The sequence below is a fragment of the Thalassotalea sp. PP2-459 genome (assembly GCF_001913705.1).
GTDB classification, from domain to species: Bacteria; Pseudomonadota; Gammaproteobacteria; order Enterobacterales; family Alteromonadaceae; genus Thalassotalea_C; species Thalassotalea_C hakodatensis.
The window spans coordinates 35,904-53,591 of record NZ_MKQD01000077.1; the positions used below are offsets into that span (position 1 = coordinate 35,904).

17 protein-coding genes are annotated in these 17,688 nt (G+C 39.3%); 16 read left to right on the top strand and 1 reads right to left on the bottom strand.

The genetic code is table 11. The annotated features are described in order from the left end of the window. Positions 1-2: 2 nt before the first annotated feature. From BI291_RS16645 to BI291_RS18710, 4 genes are all read left to right on the top strand, one after another. Positions 3-1,235, top strand: coding sequence for a type II secretion system F family protein (locus tag BI291_RS16645; protein WP_074500255.1), 1,233 nt, complete (start codon positions 3-5; stop codon positions 1,233-1,235). A gap of 2 nt (positions 1,236-1,237) precedes the next feature. Continuing rightward, positions 1,238-1,723: a hypothetical protein gene (locus tag BI291_RS16650; protein WP_074500258.1), complete on the top strand. Its 486-nt coding sequence runs from the start codon at positions 1,238-1,240 to the stop codon at positions 1,721-1,723. A 101-nt stretch (positions 1,724-1,824) separates the two neighbouring features. Then, positions 1,825-2,436, top strand: coding sequence for a Tfp pilus assembly protein FimT/FimU (locus BI291_RS18705; RefSeq protein WP_074500261.1), 612 nt, complete (start codon positions 1,825-1,827; stop codon positions 2,434-2,436). Between the two features lie 20 nt (positions 2,437-2,456). Next, positions 2,457-2,897, top strand: coding sequence for a type II secretion system protein (locus BI291_RS18710; protein WP_074500263.1), 441 nt, complete (start codon positions 2,457-2,459; stop codon positions 2,895-2,897). A gap of 74 nt (positions 2,898-2,971) precedes the next feature. On the opposite strand, the gene BI291_RS16665 is transcribed toward BI291_RS18710, so the two are convergent. Next, a complete protein-coding gene (locus BI291_RS16665) occupies positions 2,972-4,705 on the bottom strand; it encodes a PglL family O-oligosaccharyltransferase (protein WP_074500265.1) in 1,734 nt (577 codons plus the stop codon). Between the two features lie 161 nt (positions 4,706-4,866). Here BI291_RS16665 and BI291_RS16670 point away from each other — a divergent pair, with 161 nt between their 5' ends. The 12 genes from BI291_RS16670 to rng all read left to right on the top strand — a co-directional run bounded on the left by BI291_RS16670 (position 4,867) and on the right by rng (position 17,608). Continuing rightward, a complete protein-coding gene (locus BI291_RS16670) occupies positions 4,867-5,358 on the top strand; it encodes a prepilin-type N-terminal cleavage/methylation domain-containing protein (protein WP_074500272.1) in 492 nt (163 codons plus the stop codon). Next, entirely contained in the window at positions 5,355-5,864 is a 510-nt protein-coding gene (locus tag BI291_RS16675) for a type II secretion system protein (protein WP_074500274.1), read from the top strand. The genes BI291_RS16670 and BI291_RS16675 overlap by 4 nt, the downstream gene beginning before the upstream one ends. Next, positions 5,854-6,399 carry a type II secretion system protein gene (locus tag BI291_RS16680; protein WP_074500277.1) on the top strand — a complete coding sequence of 182 codons (546 nt, stop codon included), beginning with the start codon at positions 5,854-5,856 and terminating at the stop codon, positions 6,397-6,399. The genes BI291_RS16675 and BI291_RS16680 overlap by 11 nt, the downstream gene beginning before the upstream one ends. Then, positions 6,399-7,148 (top strand): type II secretion system protein, encoded by a 750-nt coding sequence (locus tag BI291_RS16685; protein ID WP_074500279.1) that lies wholly within the window; start codon positions 6,399-6,401, stop codon positions 7,146-7,148. Before BI291_RS16680 ends, BI291_RS16685 begins: the two co-directional genes overlap by 1 nt. 19 nt (positions 7,149-7,167) lie before the next feature. Beyond that, entirely contained in the window at positions 7,168-7,578 is a 411-nt protein-coding gene (locus tag BI291_RS16690; RefSeq protein ID WP_074500282.1) for a pilus assembly PilX N-terminal domain-containing protein, read from the top strand. Positions 7,579-7,751: 173 nt separating this feature from the next. After that, positions 7,752-8,381 carry a PEP-CTERM sorting domain-containing protein gene (locus BI291_RS16695; protein WP_074500285.1) on the top strand — a complete coding sequence of 210 codons (630 nt, stop codon included), beginning with the start codon at positions 7,752-7,754 and terminating at the stop codon, positions 8,379-8,381. Positions 8,382-8,606: 225 nt separating this feature from the next. Continuing rightward, the gene (locus tag BI291_RS16700) at positions 8,607-12,770 is read left to right on the top strand and encodes a LamG domain-containing protein (RefSeq protein WP_074500288.1); all 4,164 of its coding nucleotides are present in this window, start codon (positions 8,607-8,609) and stop codon (positions 12,768-12,770) included. A gap of 168 nt (positions 12,771-12,938) precedes the next feature. Next, positions 12,939-13,982 (top strand): rod shape-determining protein, encoded by a 1,044-nt coding sequence (locus BI291_RS16705; RefSeq protein WP_074500290.1) that lies wholly within the window; start codon positions 12,939-12,941, stop codon positions 13,980-13,982. A gap of 184 nt (positions 13,983-14,166) precedes the next feature. Then, a complete protein-coding gene (mreC, locus tag BI291_RS16710) occupies positions 14,167-15,054 on the top strand; it encodes a rod shape-determining protein MreC (RefSeq protein WP_074500293.1) in 888 nt (295 codons plus the stop codon). Continuing rightward, entirely contained in the window at positions 15,041-15,520 is a 480-nt protein-coding gene (gene mreD, locus BI291_RS16715) for a rod shape-determining protein MreD (RefSeq protein WP_074500296.1), read from the top strand. The genes mreC and mreD overlap by 14 nt, the downstream gene beginning before the upstream one ends. Positions 15,521-15,531: 11 nt before the next feature. Continuing rightward, positions 15,532-16,134 carry a nucleoside triphosphate pyrophosphatase gene (locus tag BI291_RS16720; RefSeq protein WP_074500298.1) on the top strand — a complete coding sequence of 201 codons (603 nt, stop codon included), beginning with the start codon at positions 15,532-15,534 and terminating at the stop codon, positions 16,132-16,134. A gap of 10 nt (positions 16,135-16,144) precedes the next feature. Then, positions 16,145-17,608, top strand: coding sequence for a ribonuclease G (gene rng / locus BI291_RS16725; RefSeq protein WP_074500301.1), 1,464 nt, complete (start codon positions 16,145-16,147; stop codon positions 17,606-17,608). Positions 17,609-17,688: the final 80 nt, after the last annotated feature.

Genomic DNA, 17,688 nt, shown 5'->3' on the forward strand with positions numbered 1-17,688 from the left:
ATATGGCGGCATTTGATTATATTGGTAGAAATAGCAGCGGCACCCAGGTAAAGGGGTCAATTGAAGCCGCTAATGCTACGGCTGTAGCCGAGCAGCTAAATCGCCAGCAAATAATTCCAATCGCCATTGAGCCAAGTAAAAACAAATCAGGTGATGCCAATAATCAGTTGGATTTGGCGCAAATATTTGGTTCTTCACCTGTATCGTTAGATGATTTGATCGTGTTTTGTCGCCAGATGTATGCCTTAGTTCGTTCAGGGGTTCCCATTTTACGTGCTATCAATGGCATGGCAGATTCCAGCACGAACAAACAGTTAAAAAAAGCGTTAGTCGAGATAGCATCACAGTTAGAAGGGGGGTATGCGCTTTCTTCTGCGTTAAACCATCACCCGAGAATTTTTACGCCACTGTTTATTTCTTTGGTTCACGTAGGTGAAAATACCGGACAACTTGAACAAGCCTTTGCGAAATTAGCCAGTTATTTTGAACGTGAACAAGAGACGAGAAAACGCATTAAAACGGCCTTACGTTATCCGTCTTTTGTGATCATTGCGATTGTTATTGCCATTGTTATTTTAAATATTTTTGTTATTCCAACCTTTGCTGATATGTTTTCTAAGTTAGGTGCCGAGTTACCTTGGGCAACTAAAGCGTTAATTAATAGTTCGGCTTTTTTCTTAACATATTGGCCGCATATGCTCATTGTGTGTGTGCTTAGCTTTTTTGGCACGCGAAGTTATTTAAAAACCACTGATGGCCAATATCGCTGGGATCGTATCAAAACACGCTTGCCAATTGTTGGCTCTATTATTGAACGTTCGATACTTGCACGCTTTTCACATAGTTTTGCCATTGTACTAAAAGCTGGTGTGCCGATGACTACAGGTCTATCATTAGTATCAGAAGCTGTTGATAACAGCTATATGGGCAAGAAAATAGTTGCAATGCGTACCGCAATCGAGAGTGGAGAAAGTTTACTGCGTTCAGCAATAGCGAGTGAGTTGTTTACCCCGTTAGTATTACAGATGGTCGCTGTTGGTGAAGAAACTGGCCGAGTTGATGAGCTATTGCAAGAGGTAGCGGAATATTATGAACGTGAAGTTGATTACGAATTAAGTACGTTAACCGCTAAAATCGAACCTATTTTGATAGCGGTTGTTGCGGCCATGGTGCTCATTTTAGCTTTAGGTATATTTACACCAATGTGGGATATGATGTCTGCGTTTAAGGGGTAAAAATGACACAGCAAGAGCAGTCAAATAGCCGAGAAAAATCGCTCAGTGAAAATATTATTATTATTACGTTAGTGGCTTGCTTAATGTCAGTATTTATTTATTATTTCTTTAAGCAAGAACAACGCTTTACTAAAGTTAGCTTTGAAACCGCAGCATCAACGTTTGCTACAAGAGTAATGTCGATAAGAGCGCAATGGTTTATGGAAAATCAACCAAGTGTTGTTACTATTAAGAAAGAAGATATGACGATTTCTGTAAATGGGAAAGGCTGGGTTGACTTTCAGCAGGTTAACAATAATTGTGGCAAGATTTGGCAAGTTGTTATGCAATCACCGTTAACTTTTATGAACCAACCTGTCGCTGCTATTGAAAGGTTTAGAGAAAAGCCGACCTTGCAAAGAAGTTGTCGGTATCAACTTGCTAGCGGAGAATACTTTGACTATGCCCTGCAAACAGGTACAGTGAGTCAGGTAATGGTAATAAAATAAAAAGGCGTCAATGTTAATAATCATTAGTAAATATAAACCAGTGACTTATTAGTTAAAACGTTGTTAGAATAATTTTAAGATCTTAATTGAGGTTGTGTCATATGAAAAAGCAATCAGGTTTCACATTGATTGAACTGGTTATCGTTGTTGTAATTTTGGGTTTTCTTGCGGTAACAGCAATACCTAAGTTTTTAGATTTAACCGATCGTGCTAAAGAAGCCAATATTGAAGGTATGGCCGGCGGCTTTGCAACGGGAATATCGCTGGCGAGAGCGCAATGGGAAGCGTTAGGTCGAGAACAAGATACTGGTGGCCGTAATGTGGTCACTTATGACGGAACAGAAGTGCTATTAACCACAGAAGCTGCCGGTATTCGCCCTGGTTATGTGGTGGGTTCTACGGCTGTGAGCAATGATGGTGCAAGTCTAGGTGGTGGTTTTGATGCTGCAAATTGTGTTGACGTTTGGAACAGTATTTTACAGCAACCACCTAAAGTAACGGATGTTCCTGGTACCTTAAATAGCGACACTAGTATGCAATATTATGTAGCAAAAACCGGTACAGGTGCTGCAAGTTCGTGTTTTTATTACTTGAAAGAAACCATTGCGAAAGACACTAATGGCGATTACGATGTTACTAACATCAATAACGTTGCTAACTACTTTACATATCAACCTGCAAACAGTGCGGTTGCAATAACAATAAATAATTAATAACCGTTCGGGGATTTACTATGAAAAAATTATCAAATGTTAAAGGTTTTACCTTAATCGAACTTGTTGTGGTGATTGTCATTTTAGGTATTTTAGCGGCAACAGCTGCGCCTAAATTTATCGACCTAACTGGGGATGCAAAAGCGTCAGTGATGCAAGGTGTACAAGGCTCAGTTAATTCTGCCGCTGATTTGGTTCACGCTAAGGCATTAGTTGAAGGAGCCATATCTACAGGTGATTCAATTACTGTAGCGGGCTCATCCGTAGACCTAGAATACGGTTGGCCGGAGACAGCTGAAATCATCAAGCTAGTAGATGTCGATGATTCTATTAGTTTCAGCGGCGGAGCATTTTTTCATTTAGAGTCAAATGACCAAGTCAATTGTCGTGTGACTTACACACAGCCTAGTAATGCTACGACACGTCCTAGTATTACCGCAGTTGATCTAGATAAGTGTTAACTTAAACGTAATAGAACTACAAAAAACCGAGCCGTATGGCTCGGTTTTTTTTATACCAATAAAACAATCAGTATTTATGATTCATTATAATTTTTAGCTGTGATAGACCAGCTATTAACTAATGGGTAGGTCGCTTTTGCTTCTTGGAGCGCACGTTGATAGTTTTTTTCATCTCCACTAATTTGATAACAAAACAAAAGCTGTTCATATAATGCTTTTCTCGGTTTTCGCTTTACTCTTTTTTCCGCCCAGCTAGCAAAAGCAATTACTTTTTTAATGTCTTTATGTTTTACGCCTGAATACAGCATATTATGAAAGACAAGTGCCTCAATTTTACTTCGCCAAGGTAGTGGATTAATAATTGCTGCTAACTTATCTAACGTTTGCACCGAAGATTTTTGGTATTGCGTGACAATATAATTGGTGTGTAGTGTGGTTAGTAAAAAAGTTGTTGAGATCACTGTAATCAGTATTGCCGTTAATTTTGCGCTGCTATGCCATATTACTGTATAGGCTTTGTAACCGTTACGCTTAAAGGAGGATATAGCTCTACCTTCATTAGTGGTAATTGCGGTATCTGTTAGTAGTTTTTTAGAAACATACACAATGAGCATTGCAAATACTAACAAATGAGGCGTCGAGCTATAAAAAGGTAGCTCTGTTTGCGTATGCAAAGCAATAGGCATTAACAGCCCTAAACAAGCAACGGCTTGATAGGTGTTTTTACTGCTAACCATTAATCGAACAAATAAGCCTATCAATAATAAAAACCCAATCAGTGGTATAACACCGCCTTCAACAATCCATAACAGTGGCTCATTATGCGGATGGCTTAGATTAATTAAGGGTTCAGCTATTGCTGGCTGTTCTTTTTTTAATTGGTTGTGAAAGTCGAGGTATTCGCGCTCAAAGTGGCCATATCCAATTCCTGTTAACGGCTCAGTGAGCCAGAGTTTTAAACTAACGCTGTAAATAGTTTCTCTGACATTAACGCTGCGTTGTTCATCCTTTATATAACTGGGTTCATCAGTGTGCTTATTGATATAAAGCGTCGTCAGTACAGCCACAGCGATAACAACATAGCAAGCCAACGTACGTTTAATTGAACGTTTTATGAGTAAGGGGGTAATACAAATGAGCGCAGTCATTGCGCCGTATCTGCCCGTTAATGATAATAAATCGGTCAGTAAAACCGTAAAAATTGCGAGTAGAATTAAAAGTAGTACGAGCCATTTTTTTGCTAATAATTGCCGTGTTGCCATGAAATAACAGCAGATAGCGAAACCCGTTGCGATAAAACTTGCCATGACATTCGGCTGATAAAATAGACCATAAACACGATCACGTTGAGGATCAAAATGAAGTGGCGCAAAATATTCAGTGAGACTTAATTGAAAGAGTCCAACCGCGGCTTGAATGCTAACAGCTAATAAAATTAACCCTAAAAGTAAATGCTTTTTGTTCCGCCAAATATCAAATTGATGCAGCGCAATAATAAAAGCGATAGCAACACAAGCACCTAAAAATCGGGGAATGGCAAAGTCACGGTAATCTGCACCATAAAAGAAAGGTATCAATAAACACAATAAAACCGCTAATAAACTATATTCAAACCATGATATGGCAAATGTTTTCTCAGTAGACGCTTTAAATAACGCTAAAGCTATGGTTAACAGCATGCAAAACCACGCTAACACATTGAATGAATAGGCTAAACCACTACCACCGGACGTCTCCATAATAAATGGCATACCAATAACAAAATAACCGAACAGTAAGAAAAACGAGATTTGGTTAAAGCGAGCCATAAGGTGAAGAGTTAAGTTGCGTTAAACGCAGATTAAGTAGAAAGTGATTTTATTTCAACTTTTTAACGATTTTTACCTAAGAGTTGTATTTATTGAAGAATATTCATTATGATTGAAGTGTTATAGAAAGTTGATAGCAATACACTTGGGGTTACACACTAATGCATAAAAACGGCTTTACCTTAATAGAATTGATTGTGGTGATCATTGTCGTTGGTATTTTAGCGTCAATTGCTGTGCCTAAGTATATCGACTTTTCCGGTAATGCAAAAACAACAACCCTAGAAGCGATAAAGGCTTCGATTGAAGGAGGGATGGCACGAGTACATGGAAAGTCAGTGGTTGCAGGTAATCACCAATTACCGTTTGCACCGAATGCAAATACTGCATTAGCATTCCCGCGCGTAACCCTCGATGGTCAAATGGTTGCGGTGAGTTATGGTTATCCACTTGGCTCAGATAGTGAATGGCAAAAAATAATTACCTATGATCGCGATGAGTTTACACACACTGCCACTACTGATAGTACTCGGTTTATCATTTATCCAAAAGGCCAAGCAGTACCTAATAACATTAATGAAGACTGTATCGTGTTTTATCTAGCGGCTACCGATACATCTAAAGCTAAAGTGGGCATGAACCCTTGCCCATGATAACGACTCCACATCGCCCGTTACAAGGGTTTACCACCATTGAAATGGTGGTTACGATTATTATTTTAGCGATTGTTGCGGTAACGATTGTACCTAAATGGTTTACTAGCAACGGTTATGAAGAAATGACCTATCAAGATGAAATCATCACAACCTTGCGTGCTGTGCAAATGCGCGCAATGCAACAAGCAACGGATGAACATTGCCATACGGTAAAAGTGCAAGCGAAAACTATTGGGTTATTAGCAACAGATCTTAGTACCTCGAATAATTGTCATGCGAGTAATTGGCAGGATGATGCACGATATGACTTAACCAAAGAAGATGGCCCTACGAGTGTTCAAATAGATGCAAATCATGAGGTAGCTTTTAGCGGAGCAGATATTCAATTTGATAAGATGGGACGGCCGAACAATTGTACCGCACCTTGTGAAATACAGATACAAGGCAGCGAAAAAACCGTAAAAGTATTGGTAAATATAGAAGGCTTTATTTATGAAGGTTAAGAGTAAAGGCTTTACGTTAATCGAAACCATTGTTGGTATGGTGGTGCTTTCTATTTCATTTGCCGTTTTAACTAGTTTGTTATACCCCGCGACTGAGCAAAGTGCGAGTGTATTGCATCAAATACGAGGTGCTGAATTAGCACAATCAATGCTCAATGAAATTCAGCAAAAAGCATTTGATGAAAATAGCGATAAGTCTGGAGGCCGATTACGCTGTGGTGAAACAGGTATTGCTGCATGCAGCACAAGCATGGGAAATGAAGAAGCTAATGAACGTAAGCAATTTGATGATGTCGATGATTACCATGGCTTAATTTATAACGTCGGTGAAATTGAAGATTCTCAAGAAAATGCTCTTGATTATTTAGGCTATACCTTATCGGTCAAAGTAGGCAATGATAGTGACTATAATGGTGTTACTTATGAAGAAGGTGATACTGATGATAATCGCAATACGGCAAAACTTATCACGGTGACCGTAACAACGCCAACAGGTTACGAACTTACGTTTTCAACCTACCGGACAAACCACTGATGTTCTCTCAAAGTTCTATACGTCAAGCGCGTGGTTTTACCTTGATTGAGTTAATTACGGTTATTGTAATCCTGGGGATATTGGCGGTAGGTGTTAGTAACTTTTTGCAATTTGGCAGTAATATTTACGCCGAATCTACTGCTCGAGATAAGTTAGTTAGTGGTGCGCGATTTGCAATTGAACGACTAAATAGAGAAGTGCGACAAGCATTACCAAACTCTTTACGTGTGACAAATGCTGGTAGCTCAACGTGCTTAACCTTCATGCCGATATGGGGCGTAACGACTTATATTGATATTCCTGTATCGCCAGAGTCACCAAAAAACGCTATAGAAGTTGTACCATTTGAAGTGAGAGATATTGCAAACGCAGATAAAGTGATTGTGTACCCTACACATCAATCAGATACGAATGTAGCTTCTGGTAAAGTACAAAGCTTCACTACCATTGATGACTCAATAATACCCTGGCGGGTAAACTTTGCTACTAACGTGATATTTACTACCGATTCACCCACTAAGCGCGTTTATTTTATTGGCAATAACACTCAAATTTGCTTAACAAGCACAGGTACTTTACAGCGTAATAGTGTGACAATCGCTGAAGGTATAGACACAGCATCGTCAATTATTGAAGTGATACCAGCAAGTTTACAACGAAACGCGTTAGTGCGTATTTCGCTGTTATTTAAAGAAAATGATGAACAAGCATTGTTTAGTAATGAGATACAGGTGCCAAATGTTCCATAGCGTATCAGGAAAAAATACAATGAATAGAAAGCAACTACGAGGCAGTGCGCTTGTGATCGCTATTTTCGTTATTGTTGTCATGAGTTTACTTGGCGTAGCACTTGTTAAAATGCTGCGCACAAGTAGCAATACTGTGGTTTATGAAGTGCTTGGCACTCGCGCTTTTCATGCCGCTCAAACAGGAATGCAATGGCAACTAAATAAACTCTTCCCATTAAACAACCCTGCACAACGTTGCACATCTTTTGGGCCTGCGCCACGGATTGATTCTGTCGATGGTTTTCAAAATTGCCAAGTGATAAATACAACGTGTGAAGACAATATTGAAGTTTCTGGTGTGCGTTATTACCGATTAACTAGCACGGGAAGCTGCGCTGTTGATGATGTTGTGACATCTCGAACGATAGAAGTACAGGCACGTAGTTTATAACACTCCTGTAACACAATATTGTAGGATTTCTTTACAGTATTAAATTTTTCACCGTTAAATTTTTCATCAATATATTGAAAATAATGAAAAATATATTATTGGCATGTAATTTGATTGTAAAAGCTCAAGATTACACGTTTTGTGAGTCTTCTCATTAAATAGAGGTGGTATTAATGAAAAGTTTTTTTAGCCTAATATTATTATCGATATGTTTAACTAGTGCTTCACAGGCAACGCTGATCACTAATTTAACGCAGTCTGAACTTGATAGTCATGATTATACTAACGCGGTCGATCAGTTATCATCAGCCTCTGAAAATATTCACTATGTTTCAGCAAATGGGTGGGATTATGCATGGGTTTCACCAGTAAATGCAGAAACTTGGGGAACAAACACATTATACGCGCCTGAAGTTCAACAAAACTGGACGTATGCTACGTTAGAACAATTGGTGTTTATTCATCAGGTATTAACTTTAGATGCTTTTACCATTAAAGATGCTCAGGGAAATGCGACAGGTTATATCCACGCTGTAGAGTATTTTAATTCCGTTTTTACTGGTCTGAATCAGAATATATTAGATCAAGACGTTGTCACTACAAGTGATTTCCTTATTGGTATAATTGCCAGTGAGCGAAACGAAGCGGGGCTAATTCCTTTTTATCTTGATTTTGCTGATACCTTTTATGTAAGGGAATCGTTAGTTGACACCCCATCAGTTGATGTACCTGAACCAGCGTCATTACTTTTAATTGCGCTAGGTCTTGTTTTTATAGTGTCTCGTAAGTTAGTACGTTACTAGATTGATTACCGCTTTTACACATAACGATGTTGTTTATGAGAACATTGTTATTCGTAACCCGATGTTTCATGAAAATCTTCCCCGCACATGCGGGTTTTTTTCTTTTTGTGTTGCTGTCGCAATTGAAATTAATATTATTTTTATAAATACAAGCTGTTACTTGTCAATTCGATAACATCAGAGTACCTTTTAACTAATCATGTGCGAAACCGTGTCAAGGAACATATGTATATTAAGGTATTTGCTGCTACCATTTTGTTATGTTGTTCAGTGGTTGCTAATGCAATAGATTGTTCAGAGATTTTTCCTCAGCAAGATCATTCATTTGCTGTGAACGGCAGTAAACAATTTTTTTCATATGGTGACGATAGTGAATGTAATAGCAATAAGTGCAAGAGCGTTACTATACCGACCTTTACCCCCCCTTCTGTAACCGGTTTACCCAATAACGGCGCGTTTAATCTAACCACCGTAACCGATGGGGTTTATTATTATTCTAGTTGGGGACTTACTGACAGTGAAGGGCTGACATTTTCTGGAGCAGGTACAGCGGTTATTTACATTGACGGAAACGCGACAATTCCTGTTGGTTCTGAAGTTAACTTATCAGGAGTACCAAGCAATATTTTAATTGTTGTAACTGGAGCCTTAACGATTGCCGACGATGTTAAAATTAATGCGAATATTTATGTGGCTGGTTCTGCTGTAATAGGAAGTTTGGGTGGGAATGACTTTGATATTAATGGCGCTATTTCAGTTGGCGGAGCGCTAGCGGTATATGGTGAAGGTGAATTTGATTTTGATGCTGAAGATATAACCGATATGGATACACATGGTTTATGTGTCAATACTAAACCTTTTGACTTTTCTTGTAATTCAACATTTGTCGATGGTTTAACGAGCCACACAAATAATGGCCAAATACATTTTTATCGTGATAGTAAAATTATCAATAATCCTGATAACCTTCTCGCTACAGCAAGGATTATGCATTCAAGTAATAATTCTTCTTGTGATATCTATGGGCAATGTTCAGCTTCAGGTTCACCAACCACTAAAATTGTCGAGTCTCGATTTAAAACAACATCAAGTAGCCGAGATTTCAGTGTCTCACGAAATAGTACGAGAACTATCAATGGCAATAACTTTGAAGAAGTCGAAATAGAAAGAGATGGCACGTTAAATTTTTCATCTAACTATTCTGAATATCGCATTGAAACACTATCATTAAAAGCTAACGCTACTTTGCGCTTGACGCCAGGTGATTATTGGATTGAAGAGTTAACCTATTCAGGCGTTGCTCTTAATTTTGAAGTGATTGGCAGTGGCTTAGTACGTCTGTTTTTTAAAGATGGTGATGGAAATAATAATGCGCTGGAGTTACCAAGAAATACTACGATAAATCAGGGGGGGAATGCGAGTGAATTTCATATTTATGCCTATCAAGGCGTAAAGTTAAACCGTAACGTTAATCTGACTGCGCTCTTATATGCCATTGAAGATATTGAAATTGAAAGGAGCGCCACTATTTTAGGCGCAATTTCGGGTGATAATATTGAATTGAAGCGAGACTCTTTTGTTACTTACAGTTGTGGCTCAACAGCACAACCAAAAGAAGTGTTGCATTTAAAAATGGAAGAGCCAACGTGGCAAGGTGGCACTGGCTTAGTTACTGACAGTATTAATGGCATCAACGGTACTGCTTATAATGGCGCTAATACCGTTGGTAATGCGTCATGTCGATATGGTGAGTTTGATGGACGTAACGATCACGTTGAAATTCCCCACAACGACCTATTAAACGGTTCTTCAACCTTAACTTATGCTGCTTATTTTAGGGCGAATAGTTGGAATGGTACTACACAAATAATGGCCAAATCAGTACACGGCGGTGGATCTGGTAGAGCACAAATGGGTATTTTTTCTGAAAGAGGTGTTTTAAAGGGGCGGGCCGAAACGGTTAATGGTAGGCATGAAATTACGTCGTCATTACCTGCAATATTAGGTGATTGGGTACATGTTGCTTTGGTATTTGATGGTTCAAGTTTAAAGCTATATCAAGACGGTGTCGTTGTTGCTAGTAAATCTTTCTCTGCGACAACATTAGTTCAAACCAATGACCCATTAGCGATCAGTAAACGTGTAGGTACCAATCAATATTTCTTCCATGGTCTTATTGATGACATTCATGTTTTTCAAAATGCATTATCTGCCGCGGAAGTACAAACGCTTATTGATAACAACCCGAGTTGTCCACTGACCGATGTGGATCATTACTTAATCACGCACAGTGGAACAGGATTAACATGTGAACCTGAGCCCATCACAATAAAAGCTTGTACCAATAGTTTTGGCGCAAATTGTGTTGAATCGAGCAATATTGTCAATGTAGATCTTGTTGCTACAGGTAGTTCACATGCCGTGACTCAAACGGTCAGTTTTATTGGCAGCACCACGGTTGATTTACCTTTTCAAGTCGCAGAGACGGCGACGTTATCAATTAATAATGCCAGTATTGCAGCTAGCAACGGATACGTATGTAATAGTAATAATCCAAATGATTGTGAAATCACGTTTAGTAACGCGGGCTTTAAAATTACCGGCTTCAATAACATTGAAGTTGCTGGCGAACCAATGCTTTCTGCTGGAAACTCGAGAATCTTTATTCAAGCAGTGAAAGATAATAAAGGGGTATGCCAAGGATATTTTGATACCCCAGGCGTTAGAGATATTGATTTCGCCATGAAAGCTATCACGCCAAATACAACCAATGGCACGCAGGACTATGCCATTGGCAATAGCATAATACCGAAGTACAACGGTGCAACGCCCAGTCAATATACATCGGTCAGTTTAACGTTTGATGTGAACTCGCAAGCGCAATTGCCGAATAACCTCTATGATGATGCAGGTGAAATTGCGTTATATGCCAAGCACACTATTCCCGCTACTGTAGACAACCCTGCAATCACGCTTGTTGGAGACAGTGATGTTTTTTATGTAAGGCCTTATGCGTTTTTAATTTCAGCCTCTACTTCTTCCGGAAATAGCCTAGATAACACAAGCGATACCGGGGGAAGTATTCAAAAAGCGGGTGAAGCGTTTAATTTATCGATAAAAGCCGTGAATAAATCAGGTGATGTGACAAAGAATTTTAACAAAAATGTAGAGTTGGCGTTACAGCGAACAGCGCCATTTAGCGAAGGTGATGAGGGAGTATTGGTTGCTAAAAATGTAGTAGGGTTAGTGTCAAATACCCTCGCAGAAAATTATACCGGTGTCACGGTGCCTTTTTCTCAAGGGGAATACAATAGCACAGTCAATGATCAAGGTGCGGCATACAGCGAAGTAGGATTAATTAAATTGTTTGCTCGTGAAGTACAAAATGCCAATAACAACAATAATCATGCGCAAGGCCAGTCGGCTATCGGGCGATTTGTGCCGGCGCAGTTTGCGATGATCAGTAGTGGTGTAGATAATTTTTGTAATGCTATGACATATATGTCTCAACCAGAAATTAAATTCAATTATCAGATAGAGGCGCAAAATTCAAAGGGTGTTAAAACTGAAAATTATCTTAAAACTAGCAATTTTGACTTTATTAAGGCGAATATTACTTTTGTTGCTGAAAATGCCAATGTAACGGATTTAACAACGCGATTAACTGACTTTAAAGGCAGTTGGCAATCAGGTGTTTATGAAAATGATGACGATCATTTAGGTGATGACCTTGGTAAATTTAATCGACTAACAACTATCGATGGTCCCTATGAACAACTTCGGTACGGTATTAAGCTTGTCGATCCCGAAGGCAGTGAATTACTAAGTTTAGATATGTTATCGAATGCGGGTAACTTTACCGCGAAAGCATTGGCAATCGATGTTAGTGAAATGCTTTATGGTCGATGGGTCATGGATAATGCTTATGGCCCTGAAACCGAAGACTTACCCGTTGCAATGACGGTTGAATATTTTAATGGTGGTAAGTTTATGACCAATACAAGTGATAGCTGTACGACTCCGTCATTAAATACAACGCCTAACGATAAAGTTGCTTCTGGTGCAATTTTTAGTGGTGGCTTAGGGGAAGGACAATATCGATTGTTTGATGAAGATAATTCAGATGGATTAACAGCTTCAGATGTTGAAGCGGCAACTTCAGGTGCTTTTGCCGCGGGACACTTTATTGAACAGCCAAGCCGATTTACTTTCAGCGCCCCCAGAAATGGTGAACAAGGTGTATTACGGTTTGAATATGAAGTGCCTGAATGGTTAAAATACGATTGGCAAGATAATGGCAATAACGATGATAACCCTGCAGCGTTATTAAATTTTGGTCTATTTCGTGGTAACGATCGGGTAATTTCGTGGCGAGAAATTCAAAAATAACCGCTTTTTGACATTTTCATGAAAAAAGTTGCAAAAAAACGTGTTTTTTTCATCATTGAGGCATCACATCTAGTACATACTGGGGTATGATTACCGACAATTAGCAAAATAATTGAAGTACGCTATGGCAGGCATGTTGTAGTCAAGTAGCAAGGACATTTAGACCTTATGTTTAAAAAATTAAGAGGCATGTTTTCAAACGATTTATCAATCGATTTAGGAACAGCAAATACACTCATTTATGTTAAAGAACAAGGCATCGTACTTAACGAGCCATCCGTAGTTGCTATTCGTCAAGACAGAGCCGGTGGTTCAAAAAGTGTTGCCGCAGTGGGAACCGCTGCAAAACAAATGTTAGGTCGTACGCCTGGTAATATTGAGGCTATTCGTCCGATGAAAGACGGCGTAATCGCTAACTTTTTCGTGACTGAAAAAATGTTGCAATACTTTATCAAGCAAGTACACAGCAATAATTTTTTACGTCCAAGTCCACGTGTATTAGTGTGTGTGCCTTGTGGTTCAACACAAGTGGAACGTCGTGCTATTCGTGAGTCTGCACTAGGTGCTGGTGCGCGTGAAGTTTATCTTATTGATGAACCAATGGCAGCAGCTATTGGTGCTGGCATGCCTGTTTCTGAAGCAACAGGTTCAATGGTGGTAGATATCGGTGGTGGTACTACCGAAGTGGGTATTATTTCATTAAATGGTGTGGTGTATTCGTCATCAGTACGCATTGGTGGTGATAAGTTTGACGATGCGATCATAAATTATGTGCGTCGTAACTTTGGTAGTTTAATTGGTGAAGCAACGGCTGAACGCATTAAGCACGAAATAGGCTCTGCATATCCAGGCGAAGAGCTAATTGAAATAGAGGTACGTGGTCGTAACTTAGCTGAGGGGGTTCCGCGTAGTTTCACGCTTAATAGCAATGAAATTCTAGAAGCTTTACAAGAGCCGTTAACCGGTATTGTTAGCGCAATCATGGTAGCATTAGAGCAATCTCCGCCAGAATTAGCGTCTGATATTTCAGAGCGTGGTATGGTATTAACCGGCGGTGGAGCCTTATTGAAAGACTTAGATCGTTTATTAATGGAAGAAACAGGTATTCCTGTTGTTGTTGCTGATGATCCTCTAACTTGTGTTGCACGAGGTGGTGGTAAAGCCTTAGAAATGATTGATATGCATGGTGGCGACTTGTTTGCCTACGAATAATAACGAGCTTTATGCTTGTTATGACACTTTATGAATTCGTTAGAAGTACTCTTTGGTAACAATCAATACCGTGCTTTTTTCTCATGTTAAAGTGTATTGTAGGCGCATAAATTGACGCCAGATGGCTTAAGTAATTTACATTATGCGCGATTAAATTTAATAAAAAAGAGAAACTATATTCTCGATGAATCCTATATTCAAACATGGACCTTCTCCACAGCACCGGCTAGTTCTGGTGCTGTTTTGTTCTGCGCTATTGATATTTTTTGACCATAAAATGAATAGTTTCGAGTTTGTGCGTGGCTATTTACAGTCTATGGTAAGTCCATTGCAATACTTAGCTACAACCCCTAAACAAGCGATTGATTGGGCAGTAGAGAATTTAACTACCAGACAACATTTGATAGAAGAAAATCAACGACTTAAATCAAATGAGTTGCAATTTCAAGAGCAGGCAATGCAACTTAATATTCTTAAGCAAGAAAATGATAGGTTACGTTCGTTGTTGTCATCTCCTGTGCGCAAAGATGCTAAGAAAATGGTGGCTGAGATTTTATCCGTCGATAGCGACCCTTATTCTCACCAAGTGGTTATTAACCGAGGCGCTAATGATGGTGTGTTTGAAGGACAAGCCATTATTGATGAAAAGGGTATTGTTGGCCAAATATTACATGTTGGTACTATTACAAGTCGGGTATTATTAATAACAGATGTTACTCATGCTGTGCCGGTGCGAAACCGTAGAAACGGTATACGTATGGTAGCCAACGGTACAGGTACTATTGATCGATTAGTGCATAATTTTGTGCCGCACAGTACAGATGTGTTAGTAGGTGACTTACTGGTAACATCAGGCCTTGGCGGTAAATACCCAGAAGGTTATCCAGTTGCTAAAGTTGTAGCCGTTAAAATGGATGAATCTAGACCATTTGCACAGGTTCAAAGTGAGCCAGTTGCGCAAATAAATCGACTACGTTATGTCTTACTTTTATGGCCAGAAAAACCAACACCAATATTTTCAAGTAAAGATGCATTAACAGTAGCGCCGGAGAGTGAAAATGCTGGCTCATAACGGTATTATTATTCTATTAACTTTATTAGTAGCGATAGTCGGTTCTATTATGCCGCTGCCATTAAACGTTGATGCCTTTAGACCTGATTGGGTGCTGGTAGTCTTACTTTATTGGACCTTAGCATTACCAAGCCGAGTAAATGTGATCACAGCTTGGTTAATGGGTTTTCTACTTGATGTACTTTTAGGGTCGGTACTAGGGGTACATGCGGCAGCAATGGCATTATGTGTGTATATTGTTGCAGGAAACTTTCAAAAAATTCGTAACTTTTCAGTTTGGCAGCAAGCACTTATTGTTGGTGTACTATCAGCTTTATATCACTTGTTGGTGTTTTGGTTTCAACGCTTTTTAACGGATATTATCTTTTTACCAAGCTACTTATATCCAGTGATCACCACAATCATTTTATGGCCGTGGGCTTTTTTATTATTACGAAAAATACGCCGGCATTTTGGTATTAAATAACAGGAGTGTGCATGTCACAACTGTACTCATTGATTTTAGCCTCGCAATCTCCACGACGAAAAGCATTTCTTTCGCAATTAGGCTATCAATTTGAAAGTATTAGCCCAGATATTGATGAATCGTTAAAAGCGCAAGAAACACCTGATGATTATGTAGCACGTTTAGCGTTAGAAAAAGCACAATGTATTGCTAATCAATTTGCCGATACAACGGTTGTTATTGGTTCTGATACTTGTGTTGTTTACCAACAACGTATTTTAGGAAAGCCAGAAAATCTACAACAATGCAGGGAATATTTGATGTTACTGTCAGGAAATACTCATCAAGTATACACAGGCGTGGCGGTTGTTCAGCAAGCGTTAAGCAAAACATCAGTAGTTTGTACTCATGTGGAGTTTGATGAGATATCTGATGCCGAAATAAACGCTTATTGGCGCAGTGGGGAACCTAAAGATAAAGCAGGTGGCTATGGTATTCAGGGAATAGGCGGTCAATTTGTTAAGGCAATCAATGGCAGTTATTCTTCAGTTGTTGGCTTACCGTTGTCTGAAACCAAACAACTATTAACCCAGTTTAATATCTTTACCCCCTTCAATCGCACGACTACCAAATAAAGGAAGTTAAATGGCCGGTGAATTACTGATCAATGTAACCCCCAGTGAAACGCGTGTAGCGCTTATCGAAAATGGTGTGCTTCAAGAAGTGCATGTTGAACGGGAAGCTAAGCGTGGTCTCGTTGGTAATATTTATCTTGGCAAAGTGATTAGAGTGCTACCAGGCATGCAAGCAGCTTTTGTTGATATTAACCTGGATAAAGCTGCCTTTTTACATGCTTCAGATATTAATTCTTCATTGATCCTTAACGAAGAAAGTAATGGCGACCAAGTGCCTGATATTAGAAGCTTAGTGCATGAAGGCCAGCATATCGTTGTACAAGTTGTAAAAGATCCATTGGGAACAAAAGGGGCTCGATTAACGACTGATATTACAGTAGCAGCACGTTATTTGGTTTTAATGCCAAATGCTAGTCATGCAGGTATTTCCCAGCGAATTGAAGATGTAGAAGAGCGAAAACGACTGCGTGAAATAGTACAACCTTATTGTGAAGATGATCACGGCTTTATTGTACGTACAGCTGCAGAAGGAGCGGGTGAAAAAGAATTACAACACGATGCAGAGTTCCTATGCCGTGTTTGGGCAAAAGTGATGGAACGAAAAAAACGCAAACAAACTAAAGTTGCTATCTATCAAGATTTACCACTCGCGTTTAGAGTTATTCGTGACTTTGTCGGGATTTCGTTAGAGCGCATTCGAGTTGATTCTAAACTAACCTTTGATCAACTGGGTGAATTTACGCAAGAGTTTGTGCCAGAACTTACGCCGGTAATGGAATATTACCCTGGCGAACGTCCGATTTTTGACTTGTTTGATGTTGAGAATGAAATTCAGCGCGCCTTACATCGAAAAATTGAATTGAAATCTGGTGGCTATTTAATTATTGACCAAACGGAAGCGATGACCACCATTGATATCAATACTGGCGCCTTTGTTGGGCATCGTAATTTAGAAGAAACAATTTTTAATACTAACATTGAAGCAACACAAGCCATCGCCAGACAATTAAGATTACGGAACTTAGGTGGGATCATTATTGTCGACTTTATAGACATGCATAATGAAGATCACCAAAGACGTGTGTTGCATAGTTTAGATGTAGCGATGGCTCGCGATAATGTGAAATATAGTCTTTCAGACTTTTCGGCTTTAGGGCTTGTTGAAATGACTCGCAAAAGAACCCGTGAAAGCTTAGAGCATATTTTATGCGGAGAGTGCCCAGTTTGCGATGGTCGTGGCTATTTAAAAACGGTTGAAACCGTCTGTTTTGAAATACTACGTGAAATTGTTCGAGTTAATCGTGCGTATGATGCCGATAAGTTTATTGTTTATGCGTCAACAGCAGTTAGCGAGTCGTTAGTGAACGATGAATTTCATAATCTTGCTGAACTTGAAGTTTTTATCGGCAAGCAAATTAAAGTGCAAACTGAGATCATGTATAATCAGGAACAATTTGATGTCGTCATGATGTGATTATGCGTGATAAATCTTCATGTTAAACATGGGGTGTTACCAACAAAACAAGGAGTGAAGTTGGCGTTAAGCAAGGATAT